General features: G+C 45.9%; 8 protein-coding genes. All 8 read left to right on the top strand.

The genetic code is table 11. The features are described from left to right. The first annotated feature begins 350 nt into the window (after positions 1-350). The gene (locus QUA34_RS08370) at positions 351-1,412 is read left to right on the top strand and encodes a calcium-binding protein (protein WP_333385610.1); all 1,062 of its coding nucleotides are present in this window, start codon (positions 351-353) and stop codon (positions 1,410-1,412) included. 112 nt (positions 1,413-1,524) lie between these two features. Further along, a complete protein-coding gene (locus tag QUA34_RS08365; protein ID WP_333385607.1) occupies positions 1,525-1,677 on the top strand; it encodes a hypothetical protein in 153 nt (50 codons plus the stop codon). 334 nt (positions 1,678-2,011) lie between these two features. Next, on the top strand, positions 2,012-2,680 hold the full coding sequence (gene petB / locus QUA34_RS08360) for a cytochrome b6 (RefSeq protein ID WP_015174799.1): 669 nt from the start codon (positions 2,012-2,014) through the stop codon (positions 2,678-2,680). 184 nt (positions 2,681-2,864) lie between these two features. Next, entirely contained in the window at positions 2,865-3,347 is a 483-nt protein-coding gene (gene petD, locus QUA34_RS08355; protein ID WP_333082815.1) for a cytochrome b6-f complex subunit IV, read from the top strand. Positions 3,348-3,843: 496 nt separating this feature from the next. Next, on the top strand, positions 3,844-4,692 hold the full coding sequence (locus QUA34_RS08350) for an AraC family transcriptional regulator (RefSeq protein ID WP_333385604.1): 849 nt from the start codon (positions 3,844-3,846) through the stop codon (positions 4,690-4,692). A 364-nt stretch (positions 4,693-5,056) separates the two neighbouring features. Beyond that, positions 5,057-12,784 (top strand): DUF7948 domain-containing protein, encoded by a 7,728-nt coding sequence (locus QUA34_RS08345; RefSeq protein WP_333385602.1) that lies wholly within the window; start codon positions 5,057-5,059, stop codon positions 12,782-12,784. Between the two features lie 154 nt (positions 12,785-12,938). Further along, positions 12,939-13,433 (top strand): hypothetical protein, encoded by a 495-nt coding sequence (locus QUA34_RS08340; RefSeq protein ID WP_333385599.1) that lies wholly within the window; start codon positions 12,939-12,941, stop codon positions 13,431-13,433. Positions 13,434-13,504: 71 nt separating this feature from the next. Then, positions 13,505-16,057, top strand: a 2,553-nt coding sequence (locus tag QUA34_RS08335; protein ID WP_333385596.1) for an FG-GAP-like repeat-containing protein, incomplete at its 3' end; no start/stop codon positions are given.

Genomic DNA, 16,057 nt, shown 5'->3' with positions numbered 1-16,057 from the left:
ACACAGGCAAATTCTGTGTCCCTGAAATTCGTTCAACAATCACGGATGATGCAACCTAAATCGCTCTAATTCATCTGCGTTAATCTGTGTTTATCTGCCCTAATCTGCGGTTAAGAAAAGAGAATGTATTAACCGCAGATGACAAGGGATTGACGCTGATTTACGCAGATGTCGAGAAGAGAGATAGGAATAATTCCGATGCTAACAGATTTGATATCAGGACTAAAGTCCTTACAAAATACAAAATTCAAAATTTGAAATTGCGGGGAGGGTAAAAATCTAAAATCTAAAATCTAAAATCTAAAATTGAGTGACTGTAATTGTGAAATAGTTTTCAGGAGGACAAGTTTATGGTAGTTATATGCGGTGACAATCTCGATAATTTGCTAGCCGGTGAAATTAGCGATGATTCCCTGTGTGGGCTGGCAGGCAATGATACTCTATCTGGTTTGGGTGGTAATGACACTTTAGATGGCGGAGAAGGAAATGATAGTCTCGTAGGTGGAGGCGGTAGCGATCGCCTTTTGGGCTACTTTGGTAACGACAGTCTCAGCGGTGGCGAAGGCGATGACAAACTTGAAGGAGGTGCCGGGAATGATATTCTTGAGGGTGGCGAAGGGGCGGATTTAATCAGAGGAGAAAACAATAACGACAGTATCTTGGGATGGGCTGGCAATGACTGTCTTTACGGCGGTCAAGGCAATGATACGGCGATCGGAGGAGATGGAGACGATCTCTTGTTTGGTGGCTTCCACAACGACTTGCTAATGGGCGGCAAAGGTAACGATCTCGTGTTGGGAGAAGCTGGCAACGACACTTTAAGAGGTGACTTAGATAATGACTACATTAACGGCAATGCTGGAGACGATTTGCTTGAGGGAAATGAAGGTAGCGACACCCTGATTGGCGGGCCGGGTAATGACACCATATCGGGTTACAGCTTTTCATCAACAGGAGAACAAATCGATTATTTAATCGGGCAAAATGGAGCCGACTTATTTGTTCTCGGTTCGTCCAATGCCCGCCCTTACCTCTTCTATGGCGGTGAAGGTCGCCATGCCGTTATTGAGGATTTTAACCGGGTAGAAGGTGACAAAATCCAAGTCGTTGGTTTCGTACAAGATCGTAATGGTTCTAACTTCTTCTCTTACCGATTTGAATCTTATGATGACGGTATGAGACGGGGAACTCGGATATTTGTCGGATCGGATTTAATCGCCGACGTTAAAAATGTTACGGATGTGAGTCTATCAGATTGCACGATCGTTTCGACTGGGTTTACACCGCCATCGCGAGACTTTCCATCCTTGCCATCTCTGCCGGAAATTCCCTTTCCGATACCGCCGCGTCCCTCTCCTTTCTCGCCAATACTGCCAGTTTTTGTGGAAAGTTTGCTTTCTTTTCAATTGTGATAGGACTTTACGGATAGGGGCAATCACCGGATTTTTTTACGAAAATACGCAGGTTGCAGCCAGCAGATTTTGTTAGAAAGGACTGCAGTCCTGACTACAAAACAAGATTCGATTGTACGATCGAACCGGTTCGGGTTACTCGATCGACAATGAGGGCGTTTGGGGCCAAAAGGTAAAGTTTTACGATCGAGATGAAATTTGGGATCTCCCGGCAAAGCTGTTTCCGGCTCGGACTGCTTGCTGTAGCTCAGCCCTCCCCGCATAGTAGCTTGGGCGGATGTTGAGATTCCTAAAAAAGCCTTTTAAGTGTCCAAAAACCGATCGCCCGCGTGAAAATTGCACGGCAATTATGTTACATTTTTTATCACAGTCTGGAATTCGATCGGGCAACGCCAGCGAGTAGGGACAAGCCACCGCTTAGTTTCCCAGGGCTTGCAGGCGATCGCACAAGAGAGTTCCTTTCGTCAGCTCCAAATTTAAAAAATAGCCTCAGGCATTTGCTAGTAAAAGCAAGCTGCTCGGCGCGGGGCGACAAAAAACCTTGTGGCTGCTGCCCTGAACCTCAACCACAGCAATATTCTTTTAGGAATTCTGGCTCCATGTTTTCTAAACAAATCACCGACTCAAAAACCTACCAGTGGTTTGAGGAACGCCTGGAAATTCAGGCGCTCGCCGATGACATCACTACAAAGTATGTACCCCCGCACGTCAATATTTTCTACTGCTTGGGCGGAATTACTTTAGTTTGCTTTCTGATCCAGTTTGCCACCGGCTTCGCCATGACTTTCTATTACCGTCCCACGGTAGCAGAAGCTTTTTCTTCAGTGCAATACCTGATGACTGAAGTCAACTTCGGCTGGCTGATCCGCTCCATTCACCGCTGGTCTGCCAGCATGATGGTGCTGATGATGATTTTGCACATCTTCCGGGTTTATCTGACAGGCGGCTTCAAAAAGCCCCGCGAATTAACCTGGGTGACAGGAGTAATCTTGGCAGTCATCACTGTTTCTTTCGGCGTGACAGGCTATTCCCTGCCTTGGGATCAAATCGGTTACTGGGCAGTTAAAATCGTTTCCGGCGTCCCCGAAGCTATCCCGTTTGTCGGTTCTTTGATGGTTGAACTGCTGCGTGGCGGTGTCAGCGTCGGTCAAGGTACTTTGACTCGCTACTACAGCTTGCACACTTTTGTGTTGCCTTGGCTGATTGTAGTCTTCATGCTGGCTCACTTCTTGATGATTCGCAAGCAAGGTATCTCTGGCCCGTTGTAAGTTTTGAGTTGTGGGGGCGGTATTTTTTTTGCCCCCCCGCCCAATTGTGAGTTGAAAATTCAGAATTCATCACTCATGATATTTATTTACGGCTAATACTTCCTGCGATCGCGCCGCTGATTCAAACTAACGAATACAGCGGAATCCCAGGCCCGGGTAAAACTAAAAGGAGAACACTCTCACTATGTCTATTATCAAAAAACCAGATTTGAGCGATCCCGCGCTCCGCGCTAAGCTCGCTAAGGGCATGGGTCACAACTATTACGGCGAACCAGCTTGGCCTAATGACTTGCTCTACGTTTTCCCTATAGTCATCATGGGAACGATTTCTCTGTGCGTGGGTTTGGCTGTACTAGACCCGGCTTTGGTTGGCGAACCTGCTAATCCTTTTGCTACTCCGCTGGAAATTCTGCCGGAATGGTATTTGTGGCCTGTGTTCCAACTCCTGCGCGTTTTGCCTAACAAATTGTTGGGTATTGCTTGCATGGCCGGTGTTCCCGTTGGCTTGATTTTGATTCCGTTCATCGAGAATGTTAACAAGTTCCAAAATCCGTTCCGCCGCCCTGTTGCTACTACTGTTTTCCTGTTGGGAACTGCTGTAACTCTGTGGTTGGGTATTGGTGCTATTTTCCCGATCGACAAATCTTTCACACTGGGTCTTTTCTAAGATTTAAGTTTGCTTGATTTTGACGCCTGCGGGTTTCCTGTAAAGTGCTTTTGTACTGGTAGGAAACTTTAGTGGGCGTCATTTGATTTTAGATTTTAGATTTTAGATTTTAGATTTATCGTTCTAAAAGTTAATAATTATCCGTAATTAATTGTAAGCTGAGGCGCATCTAAATTTGACAATCAAATCACATCAAGTTTCTTGTGGGGTGGGCGTCCCGCCCGCCCAAAAATACAATGCAAGATGCGTAGCAGCTTAGGCGCAACGGCTTCTGAAAGTGCCGATTACCGACTCGACCCTACACCGCCCTAGGGTCAAATTCCATTAAATTTTATTGCGAATGCTGGACAAAGAGACCGAGAATATGTCGCGTAAGCCCTGGATATCTTTTGATAACTGCGGGAATTTCAGACCTATAGAATAATAGCAACTGTCGAAGGTGCAAGCTATGTCCTCAGAGAAACAGTTAATTCTTGATTTTGCCCAGGCAGACGCGATGAAATCGATTCTCCCGAGTCCCTCAATCCTATCGAGTCACGGCACAAAATGGGAGGGAATTCACGTCGAATATCACCGTCAGCCAGCAGACGAAACTCCCGAACACTGTTTCCAACAACACAACATTGGGCTGATACTCAATTCAGTTACAGTAAACGGAATACTCAACGGGAAACACTACGGTAGCGAACCGTGGCAAAGAGGAGAAATTTTCATCGGTGGTGCTGGTACTGATTTCCAGTCAGGTGCAGTCGAAGATCCTGAATTTATAGCGATCGCGATCGACCCTACCGACTTCGACAAAACAGTTTACGAATCGACCAATTCAAACCTCATTGAAATTATACCGCACTGGAAAATCAGCGATCCGTTGATTCTCGGCATTGGCTGGGCCCTCAAAACCGAACTCGAATCAGGTGGATTAAACGGTACTCTTTATGTCGATGCACTGAAAAACGCGCTTTCAATGCACATACTTCACCGCTATTGTGCACAAAAACCGCATAGGCGAGATTTTGAAGGCGGTCTCGATCCTGTCAAATTGCAGATTGTTATTAACTACATAACTGACTACCTAAACCGAGATTTGCACATAGCTGAACTGGCTAACTTAGTGCAGATTAGTCCTTATTATTTCAGTCGTTTGTTCAAACAATCAATTGGAGTCACTCCCCATCAATACGTCACCCAGTGCCGGATTGAGAAAGCAAAACAGTTGTTAAAAAGGCAAGATTTATCAATAACATATATCTCGGAGCAAGTCGGGTTTCACGACCAAAGTCACTTTAGCAAGACTTTCTGCAAAATCGTCGGTTTGACTCCTAATAAATATCGCGCTCAACTTTAACAGCGATTTGTCGTTGGGTGGGGGCAGGTTTATGAGATTGTCGGTTTTAGGCAATTATTGTCGGTGAACCTGCCCCTACAGGAATTATATCTATTTGACCGGACATGATATTAATCCTGTAGGGGCGGGTTTACCAATATCTCTAATAGAAACGAGAAAGCCTGTAAACCCGTCCCGGCCTTTAATCGCGGTCGATTGACTACAAAAACCGAGTCCGTAGCCCGTGTTACAATTTTTAATCAACAATCCGAGAAATTTCGCAAGAAAATGGTATTTTCCGTAAATTTTTCGCAAGAATTTACTATACAGCAGAGCTCGTACTTGTATATACTTAGTCGCATAACATAAACCAGGGGTACCAGCTATGAACTCTCAAAATCAACAGGCATCTTACGGTCAAATTCCCTTAAGTTTTATTGCAAATGCTGGACAAACAGACCCGAATGTGAAATTCCAGGTGAAAGGTGCCGGTCACAGCATCTTTTTTAGTCCAAACGAAATTTCTTTCGTCGCTTTCCAGCAACCCAATGAACCGGGGAACCAAGCCACAAATTCTTCAATTGTCCGCAGCAGCTTAGCCAACAGCAACCCGAATCCCACAATTTCCGGGCTGGAACAATTACCGGGAGTTGCTAACTTTCTGTTAGGCGAAGATTCTAGTCAATGGCAGACTAATGTGCCTACTTTTAACGGCGTTGTTTATCAAAACGTCTATCAAGGAATTGACCGCGTTTTCAAAGGCACAGAAGGACAACTTAAGAGCGAGTTTTTAGTTGCACCTTTTGCCGATCCGAGTCAAATTAAGATGAACTATACTGGTGTTAACGACATCCGGTTGCGTGACGATGGAGCACTAATATTAGAGACACCGCTAGGCGAATTAATTGATAACGCACCGATAGTTTATCAGGATCTCAACGGACAGCGGGTGAATGTTCCTGCCGCTTACAATTTATTAGGAAACGGTCAAGTTAATTTTAGTTTGGGATATTTTGACCCCACTCAACCCCTAGTTATCGATCCGGTTTTAGCTTACTCGACTTACTTAGGTGGCAGCGGCTTGGACTCTGCCAACCGCATGACTGTAGATAGCACAGGTGCGGCTTATATTATCGGCACTACTGTTAATAATTTTACTACTACTCCTGGTGCTTTTCAAACTACGCCAGGGGCTCAAGCTGATTTCTTAGTTACCAAAATTAACCCCGAAGGAACGGCCTTAGTTTACTCTACTTATATGGGCGGTGCTGGCAATGAATACGGTTTTGGGATTGCGGTAGACAGTCAAGGAAATTCTTATTTAACCGGACAAGTCGATCCAGGTTATCCAACTACACCGGGTTCTTTTCAACCTACAGCACCTAATTACACTGCTGCGGTAACTAAACTCAATGCAGCCGGCAATGCGTTAGTTTATTCTACCTTTTTAGGCAATAGCAGCAGCGGCGCCCTAGGCAACGGCATTGCGGTAGACAGTAACGGTAATGCTTATGTTACCGGGCTCACAGGTGGCAACAACAGTTCCCCCCCTGTAGTAAATGGCGGTTTCCCCACTGCCAATGCCTCCCAACCTGTATACGGAGGCGGAATTGATGCGTTTGTTACTAAAGTCAATCCAACTGGCAGTGGTTTAGTTTACTCTACTTATTTCGGCGGTTCTGGTCGCGAAGACGCTCAAGCCATTGCCATAGATAATAATGGTAATTCCTACATTACTGGCATTACTTATTCGACTGACTTGCCGGGGAAAGATTTAGGCTTTCAAAATTCCCTTGCAGGTAGTTATGATGGTTTTGTCGCTAAATTTGACGGGAATGGTGCGCGCGCTTATTCCACTTATTTAGGTGGCTTTGGCGAAGATAAAGGTGCTGATATCGCTGTAGATAGTGCTGGAAATGCCTATGTTGTCGGAATTACCACTTCAACTGAGTTTCCGACTAAAAATGCAGTTCAAGCGACTTATGCAGGTGGTGCAAATGATGCTTTTGTCATCAAGTTAGGCCCTCTAGGTAACAATGCGATTTATTCAACTTATTTGGGCGGCAGCGGAGATGACAACGGCCATCGCATTACTCTAGACAGTGCAAATAATGTTTACGTGACAGGAGATACGACTTCGACTAATTTTCCGACTAAGAATGCTATTCAAAGTGTCAGCGGCGGCGGGAAAGATGCTTTTGTCACGAAAATCAATTCATCGGGTTCTGCTTTAGTTGATTCTACTTATTTTGGCGGCAGCGGGGACGACTACGGTAATGGTATTGCGGTAAATAGTTCTGATGCAGTTTATGTGGCTGGTTCTACTGCTTCTACTAATTTACCAACAGCAAATCCTTTTCAAGCGGCGAATGGGGGAGGTGACTTTGATGTTTTTGTTACTAAAATAATTGCTGGGGGGCCGCAGGTAAAGATTGTTGAGTCGGGCGGCAGCACTAATGTAGCAGAAAGCGGCACGACTGATACTTATACAGTTGTGTTGAGTAATCAGCCTACTGCAAATGTGGCGATCGCACTTAATACCGACACTCAAATTCAACCGATTGCTGGCATTACTTTCACTCCAACTAACTGGTTTTTACCGCAAACGGTGACAGTCAGTGCAGTTAATGATAGCCTAGCAGAAACTTCGCCGCACAGCGGCCCGATCGCTCACAGTGCTATCAGTACCGATACTAATTATAACGGGACTACTGCCAGTTTTACTGTTAATGGCACTCCTGGCAATACCGTCAATGCTAATATTACCGATAATGACACCGCAGGCGTTAGCATTACTCCCACTAACACGACTGCGACGGAAGGCGGTGCAACTGGAACTTATACCGTTAAATTAAATACCCAACCGATCGCACCTGTTACCATTAACTTGGCTACAGGCAGTGAAATTCAACCAATTACCGCACTTACTTTTACCACTACTAATTGGAATGTCGATCAAACTGTTGCGGTGAAAGCAGTTGACGACAATTTAGTTGAAGGAAATCATGCAGGTGCGATAGCCCATACTGCTACCAGTACCGATACTAACTATAACAGCATCACAATTCCGGCTGTTAGCGCCGCCATTACGGATAACGACACGGCTGGTTTCAGCATTGCACCTACGAACATAACTGCTACAGAAGGCGGTGCAAATGGCAGTTACAAAATCCAGCTAACTTCGCAACCAACTGCACCGGTTACTATCAGTTTCAATACTGGCGACCAACTTAATCCGATCGCCACACCTATTACTTTTGATAGCACTAACTGGAATGTTGCGAAAACTGTCACGGTTAGTGCGCTCGACGACAATCTAGCACAAGGAACCCACAGCGGCACGATCGCTCACACAGTTACGAGTACCGACGCGAATTATAACGCGAAAGTCATTCCCAATGTGACGGCATCAATTACAGATAACGACAGTCCCGGTATTTCTATTGTGCAATCAGAAGGCGAGACAGCTATTGCTGAAGGCGGTGCAACCGATAGCTACGGCGTACTTCTGACTACCGCACCTACTGCAAACGTCACGATTAATTTTGACACGGGCAGTCAAATTAATGCGATCGCACCTATCACTTTCACGCCGAATAATTGGAATGTAGCGCAAAATGTCACTGTTACGGCGATCGATGACAGCATAGCCCAAGGAAGCCGCAGCGGCACGATCGCTCATACGTCTGTCAGTACAGACACTCAGTATAACAACCTGACAATTTCTCCCGTGACTGCCACGATTGCTGACAACGACACGACGGGTGTGAGTATTTCACCGGAGAGCACAACTGCTACAGAAGGTGGTGCCACAGGCAGTTATACACTCAAGTTAAATTCGCAGCCAACTGCACCAGTTACTATCAGTTTTGATGCGGGAAATCAAATAAGTGCGATCGGTGCAATTACCTTCGACGCTACTAACTGGAATGTTGCCAAATCCGTGACAGTAACGGCTACAGACGATGTGGCTGTGGAAGGAAATCATGCGGGGGCGATCGGGCATACTGCTAGCAGTAGCGATGTTAAATATAACAGCATCACCATTTCCCCTGTTAATGTCGCCATTACTGACAACGACACTGCCCCAACGCCAACCCCAACACCGATCACCCCAACACCTCCAACACCTCCAACACCTCCAACACCGATCACCCCAACACCTCCAACACCTCCAACACCGATCACCCCAACACCTCCAACACCAACCCCAACACCAACCCCAACACCAACCCCAACACCTGCTGGAATTACCGTTAATCCTGTAAGTGGATTAATCACGACAGAATCAGGCCAAACCGCAACATTTAACCTTCAACTAAACAGCTTAAACATCCCACCTACTGGCGATGTGAAAATAGATTTAGCAAGTTCCAATACAGCAGAAGGAACAGTTTCCCCGCAATCGCTTACCTTCAACTCTACTAATTGGAATCAGCCGCAAACAGTAACGGTAACAGGCGTTGACGACTTTGCTATTGACGGTGATCAAGCTTACACCATTGTTACTAGCCCTGCTGTCAGTACGGATAACAGATTTAACGGATTAAATGCGTCCGATGTTGCTGTCACCAATAACGATAATGACAGCAATATTCCAGCACAAGACTTAGCTGGAAACACATCAGCTACAGCCCGTACAATCAATGCAAGTTCCGATCTCAAAAACTACCCGGATTCAGTAAGTAGGAACGATCCAGATTACTACAAATTCACGATCGGTGCTGACAATGACTTCAACTTGTCAGTCAGCGGCTTCACGGGAGATATTAATCTTGAATTGCTTGACAGCGATCGAAATGTCATCTCAACTGCAATAAGTTCTGGCGCTGGCTCAAAATTAATTAACCGCCTTTTGGAACACGGCACTTACAGCATTCGAGTTTCTTCAGTTAATAGCGCGGAGAGTCAATACAATTTGAATTTGTCCGCTGTACCTCGTCTTGCAGGTGTCACAACTACAGGATATGAAGGCCCTGCCGTCACAAATCCGCAGTCAAATTCACCTAGCAGCAGCATTTTGAGCGGCATCAACAACAATCTAGTCACTAACAATCTATCCACTTCCCTGATTGATAGCAATTTCCTCGACTCAGTGCTGTTTAGTGGTGTTGGTGGCAATAGTAATGCTTCAAGTTTCGTTAATAACTTCCTCCCAGCAGACTTTTTTGGTAGTTTTGACGGCAGCGGCAACGACCCCTATCATGAGAAACCTGCTAGTGTATCCAGCGCGCAAATAAATTTGGATAAATTCCGCGCCACACCACGTTTTTCCGGTATTGACGGCAGTGGTTTCTCTGTAGCGGTATTAGAGACTGGCATCAACTTAAACCACCCATTCTTTGGCCCTGACAGCGACTCAAACGGCATCAGCGATCGCATCGTTTATAACTACGATTTTGCCGACGGCGACGCGGATGCTAGCGACAAAGACGGACACGGATCGAACATTGCCAGCATTATTGCTTCCCAAGACCCAACCTATACAGGGATGGCACCTGGGGCTAATATTATCGGTCTCAAAGTGAGAAAGGATAATAAGGATAATATGCCTAGTGACGAAATTAATAAGTTTCCGTATGTTGAACAAGCTTTGCAGTGGGTATTGCAAAATGCAGATACTTACAACATTGCCAGCGTTTGTATGGCATTCGGCAGCGGTGAAAATTTTCCCACCAGTCAAACTTCACTCTACGGTATAGGAGATGAACTGGCAGCATTAGCGGCGAAAAATATAATTGTTGTCTCTTCATCAGGCAACCGTTACTACCCGTACCGGAATGAGCCTCCAGGTGTAAACTACCCTTCAGCAGATCCGAATTCGCTGTCGATTGGCGCGGTATACAATTCCAACATTGGTTCTTTCTCTTTGGGAAATTATTTTGCGAATAAGCCTGGTGAGACTGGGAAATTGGTAACAGCAAATACCACTGCTGCTGATCGCATTGCTCCTTTTTCTCAGCGTAACGGGACATTAACCACAGTTTTTGCTCCAGGAGCACCCATCACCGGGGCTGGCAAAGATGGCGATATAAACGAGAGAAGTACCTATCACGGTACCAGTCAAGCTACAGCCCACATTGCCGGAATTGCAGCATTAGCCCAACAGTTAGCACAGAAAGAATTAGGTCGCAAACTGACACCAAAGGAGTTTGCCAATCTTTTAAAACAAACCGGTGTCACTATCAACGATGGCGACGATGAAGACGACAACGTTAAACATACAGGTCTTAATTTCAAGCGCGTCGATGTGCTGGCTTTGGGTGAAGCTATTGCTGGAGGAGGTGTTGTTCAGAACCGTCCGCCACAAGAAAAGATTCATTTAGACTATTTCATTAAGGAGTTTAATCAAGACATTCAAAATGTCTACACCGATCCGGATGGCGACTTAATCTCTTACAAATTAACTCGAGAGGATGGCAGTCCTTTAACCAGCAGTTTCAACAGTAGCTGGCTGAGATTCTCTTTCGACTCTAACCAGAACACCATCAAATTTACTGGCACTCCACCCGTGTTTAATATTAATGGAAAACCATTGAGTTTTGTAAGACCGTTTAAGGTTAAGTTAATCGCCACCGACCCTGCAGGTGCAAGCAATTCTCAAACCTTCAAGATAACAAAATATAACGGTCGCTGGGTGATTGATAATTACATTGCAGGTGCCAAAGTATTTTTGGATGCCAATAAAAATGGTGTTCTTGATGCTAATGAACCCTCAACCAATACTGACAATAGCGGTTTATTTAATCTCGATATCCCCTTCGAGACTTTCGACAAAAACGCCAATGGGGAAATTGATTCAGATGAAGGAAATTTAGTAGCTTTTGGCGGAATTGATACTGCTACGGGTTTGCCTTTAGAAACGCCTGTTACTGCACCTGCTGACGCTACTGTAGTCACGCTGTTAACTACTCTGATGGTGGACTTAGTAGATAAGGGGATTGAGAGCGATCGGGCCGAATCTCTGGTCAAATCTGCTCTTGCCATTCCCGCCGACGTTCCGATCGCAGATTTCGATCCGATCGCGGCCACCAACGACACCGAACCGGGCGGCGTCGCAACTTTAGCAGCAATGGTAAAAGTTCAAAACGTCATCACTCAAACTGCTGCTTTGATTGACGGTGCTTCCAGTGCAGCTACTAACGAAATTGTCAAAGCTGTTGTCAGTTCAATTACGAGTCAAATTCAATCCGGCACTGTTTTAAACCTCAGCAACGCACTCGCTTTAGAACCAATCATTCAGCAAAGTGCCGCGAAAATTCAGCAGATTGACCCCGGTTTCAACAGTCAAAAAGTTACCTCAATTACCTCGCAAGCTGCGACTGTAATGGCAACAGCAAATCAGCGCATTGATTCTGCTGTCTCCAACCCAACAGGAACATCAATTCCTGAATCAGTAGCCCGCGTCCAACAAGTAAGTTTGGGCGCAACAACTCAAGACTTCAAAGCAGTCGGTGCGGGAACTAAGACAATTGCCGAGGTAGTTACTGAGAATACTGGTGCTGCTTTAGATACGAAAATTCAAGCTGTGATATTACCTGCTGGGATTGCGACTCCTGTTGTCAGCGGCGATGCAGATTTGGGCAGCAATTCTCCCGATCGAATTCTCGGTACCAGCGGCGACGATATCCTGACTGGCGACAGCAGCAATAATGTTTTGATGGGTCTGAGGGGCAATGATTCCCTCGACGGTGGCGTGGGGAATGACACTCTTTTCGGCGGCAAGGCTAACGATACAATGCTTGGCGGTAACGGTGATGATGTCTTGTTTGGCAATCGCGGTGCTGACATTTTGAACGGCGGCGATGGCAGCGATATTCTGCTGGGAGGCAACGGTGATGATTTGTTGGATGGCGGTTTGGGAAATGATAGTTTGACGGGAGGGGATGGCAACGATCGCTTCTTGCTCTCTAGCAATTCGGGTATCGGTATTATCTTGGATTTTGAAGACGGAAAAGATTTGCTTTCTCTAGGCAACAATCTTAGTTTCTCCCAACTGTCACTTACTCAAGAAAACAGTGCAACTTTCATCCGTTTGTCAGCAACCGGAGAATTTTTAGCTGCTCTCAATGGCGTGACAGCTAACCAAATTAGCATCGCCGATTTCAGTTAAAAATTCCTGGTCGCACGGGTAGCCAGAAACCGGGTTTTTTACGACAATATTTCGCACTCACCCGCAGGTTCAGTAAAAAACCCGGTTTCTTTGATAAGTGCGTTCAGTTCAATGTCGATCGAGTAGTAGTGTATCCACCCATGAGGTTTTTGATATGAACGAAAACTCACAACCAATCTTTTTTCCTGTTTCTCGGTTTAAGTTGATCGTGATGTCCCTAGTAACCTTCGGATTCTATGAAATTTTTTGGTTTTATAAAAACTGGCAGCTATTAAAAACCGCAACAGGAAGAGAAATTAGCCCCTTTTGGAGAACAGTTTTCAGCGGTATTTTTGGCTATTTTTTATTCAAAAAAATTAAATTTTGCGCTAAATCCTACTGTGTTTCTCCCAAGTTTAGTCCATTTTTGCTGACTATTGTTTGGATTGGGCTTAATATGTGTTTTCGAGTGCCAAACCCATACGGGTTAGTGAGTAATCTGTCTGTAATAGCTTTGCTTCCCGTTCAAGAGAGGGTGAATAAATTGAACTGTGTAGCAGCACGAAACCACAATCCTAACAGTCGATTTTCGGCAGGGAATATACTAACGATCGCTGTGGGAGGCAGCCTGACTGTACTTGCGATCGTCGGGATACTGATGCCAGCTTAGGTGCGATTTGCATCAGTTTCACAACTCGAAACATCAAAGATTACTGTTGTTAACTAATAGGTAAATTAATCATGTCTACCTTCAAGAACGCTGCCAACTTTCCTGCCGGCACAAATCCCCAATCCCTGACTGCCGAAAACTTTAATAACGACAATATCCCAGACTTAGCCATCAGCAGCGGAACCGCTGTTTCCCTATTAATAGGGAACAGCCAAGGAGGATTTGGCACTCCCACCAACGTGAATCAATCCAGTCGTACTCCCATCATATCAGGTAATTTTAACACCGATAATTTCTTAGACCTAGCCGTAACTAACTGGTCTGGTGGAGAATTTCCTAGTGGTTCCGTTTACATCTTACCGGGTACTGGTCAAGGTACTTTTGGCAACTCCACTAGCTTTAGCGCCGGGACAAACCCGCCCAGTGCGATCGGCGTAGGAAATTTTAACGCAGACAATTTATCAGACATAGTTGTAGCAGACATTAATGGTGGCGTTTCCATCGGATTACAAAACGCTCAAGGCAACGGTTTTGCTAGGGAGGAAAATATATCTCAGGTAGGGACAACTCCCACCGCGATCGCAGCGAGAGACTTTAACAGCGATGGCCGCCTCGATCTTGCCATCACTAGCAGCGGTTCTAACAACGTTTCCATCCTACTGAACACGGGAGGCGCTGGTGCAGACCGATTTTCAATCCCGGTAAATTATGCAGTTGGGACTAATCCAACATCCATTGCCGCAGAAGACTTTAACGGTGACAACATCCTCGATCTTGCCATCACCAACAGCGTTTCTAACAACATTTCCATCCTACTTGGCACCGGTCAAGGTGCCTTTGCCAATGCCACCAACTACGCAGCGGGAGGCGATAGTCCGACATCGATCGCAGTTGCCGACTTAAACGCCGACAGCAAACTCGATATCGCCGTGGCTAACAATCAATCAAACAACGTTTCTATTCTAACTGGAACCGGTCAAGGCACCTTTGGCAACCCCATTAACTACGCAGTTGGGACAAATCCAAAAGCGATCGCCATCAAAGATTTTAACGCCGACAACAAACCCGATATCGCCACCGCCAACAGCGGTTCTAACGATGTCTCGATCCTGCTGAATACCACCGTTGAGGTGAATTTCGGTGCCGCCACTTACAGCGGTACTGAAGGAACAACAGACACAGTAGTTAATGTTCCAGTCACCATCAGCGGCGGCACTCCCTTGGGCGATGTAGTTGTACCAATAGTCATCGACCCCAGCAGTACGGCTACCCAAAATTCAGACTACACTTTTTCACCAGCCACTCTCACATTCAGTGCAGGTACTAACACCCTGACTCAGAATGTTGCTGTCACTGTCAAAGCTGACAATATCCCAGAGAACGCCGAAACAGCAGTATTCAGCTTTGGTACGATTACTGATGGGATTGCAGGTACAACAAATCAAGCGACACTAACTATTCCGGCTAATGATGCCATAGATTACGCCATTGCTGCCGGTACTGCCAGCATCGCCGAAGGCAACACCGGCACTACTCCCGTTACTTTTATCGTGACTCGCAGTGGCGGGATTGATGCTGCCAGCAGTGTAAATTATGCAATTGGAGGAACTGCTACAAACAGCAGCGATTACAACAATATCGGCGGCACTTCAGGGGGAACTAGCATTACTGGTACGGTTAATTTTGCGGCGGGCGAAACATCGAAAACCATTACTTTAGATGTATTGAGCAATGCCATAATTGAACCGGAGAAAACTATTACTGTTACTCTGTCAAATTCGGTTGCACCCGGCCCGACTCCGACTATTACCGCTGCTGCCGCTACAACTACGATCGGTAATGATGACACTGCCGGAGTCACGGTCAATCCTGCCAGCGGATTAGTAACGACAGAAGCAGGCGACAGTGCTACATTTACCGTTAAACTTAACAGTCAACCCAGTGCTAATGTTAGCCTTGATTTGAGCAGTTCCAATCCCGCTGAAGGAACAGTTTCTAGCAATAGTTTAACTTTCACGCCTGCGAACTGGAATCAACCGCAAACGGTAACGGTGACAGGTGTAGACGACAGCGTTGCTGATGGCAGTAAAACTTACAATATTGTCACTGCTGCGACTGTCAGTACCGATACTAATTACAGCAATCTCAATCCCGATGATGTCAGCGCCAGCAACAGCGATAATGAAACTCCTGGCATTACGATTAATCCTACCAGCACGAATGCAACGGAAGGCGGTGCAAATGGAAGTTACAGCATTCAGTTAAATACTCAACCGATCGCACCTGTTACGATTAACTTGGCTACAGATAGTCAAGTTCAACCAATTACTGCACTTACTTTTACCGCTACTAATTGGAATGTCGCTCAAACTGTGCCGGTGGCTGCGGTTGACGACAGTTTAGTTGAAGGGAATCATGCAGGGGCGATCGACCATACTTCTACCAGTACCGATACTAACTATAACAGCATCACGATTTCCCCTGTTAGCGTCGCGATTACTGATAACGACAATGCGCCAACCCCAACACCTGCGTTACCGACACCAACTCCTGCGCTAACGACACCAACACCTGCGTTACCGACACCAACACCTGCGTTACCGACACCAACACCTGCGTTACCG

This window comes from Microcoleus sp. POL10_C6, from assembly GCF_036701585.1.
In the GTDB taxonomy this organism is placed as follows: domain Bacteria; phylum Cyanobacteriota; class Cyanobacteriia; order Cyanobacteriales; family Microcoleaceae; genus Microcoleus.
The sequence above is the reverse complement of the archived record's forward strand: the minus strand, read 5'-3'. Positions and strand labels throughout refer to the sequence as shown.

Excerpts from the sequence above, each read along its gene's own strand:
- QUA34_RS08370 (WP_333385610.1), top strand. The coding sequence starts at position 351 with ATGGTAGTTATATGCGGTGACAATCTCGATAATTTGCTAGCCGGTGAA.
- petB (WP_015174799.1), top strand. The coding sequence starts at position 2,012 with ATGTTTTCTAAACAAATCACCGACTCAAAAACCTACCAGTGGTTTGAG.
- petD (WP_333082815.1), top strand. The coding sequence starts at position 2,865 with ATGTCTATTATCAAAAAACCAGATTTGAGCGATCCCGCGCTCCGCGCT.
- QUA34_RS08350 (WP_333385604.1), top strand. The coding sequence starts at position 3,844 with ATGAAATCGATTCTCCCGAGTCCCTCAATCCTATCGAGTCACGGCACA.
- QUA34_RS08345 (WP_333385602.1), top strand. The coding sequence starts at position 5,057 with ATGAACTCTCAAAATCAACAGGCATCTTACGGTCAAATTCCCTTAAGT.
- QUA34_RS08340 (WP_333385599.1), top strand. The coding sequence starts at position 12,939 with ATGAACGAAAACTCACAACCAATCTTTTTTCCTGTTTCTCGGTTTAAG.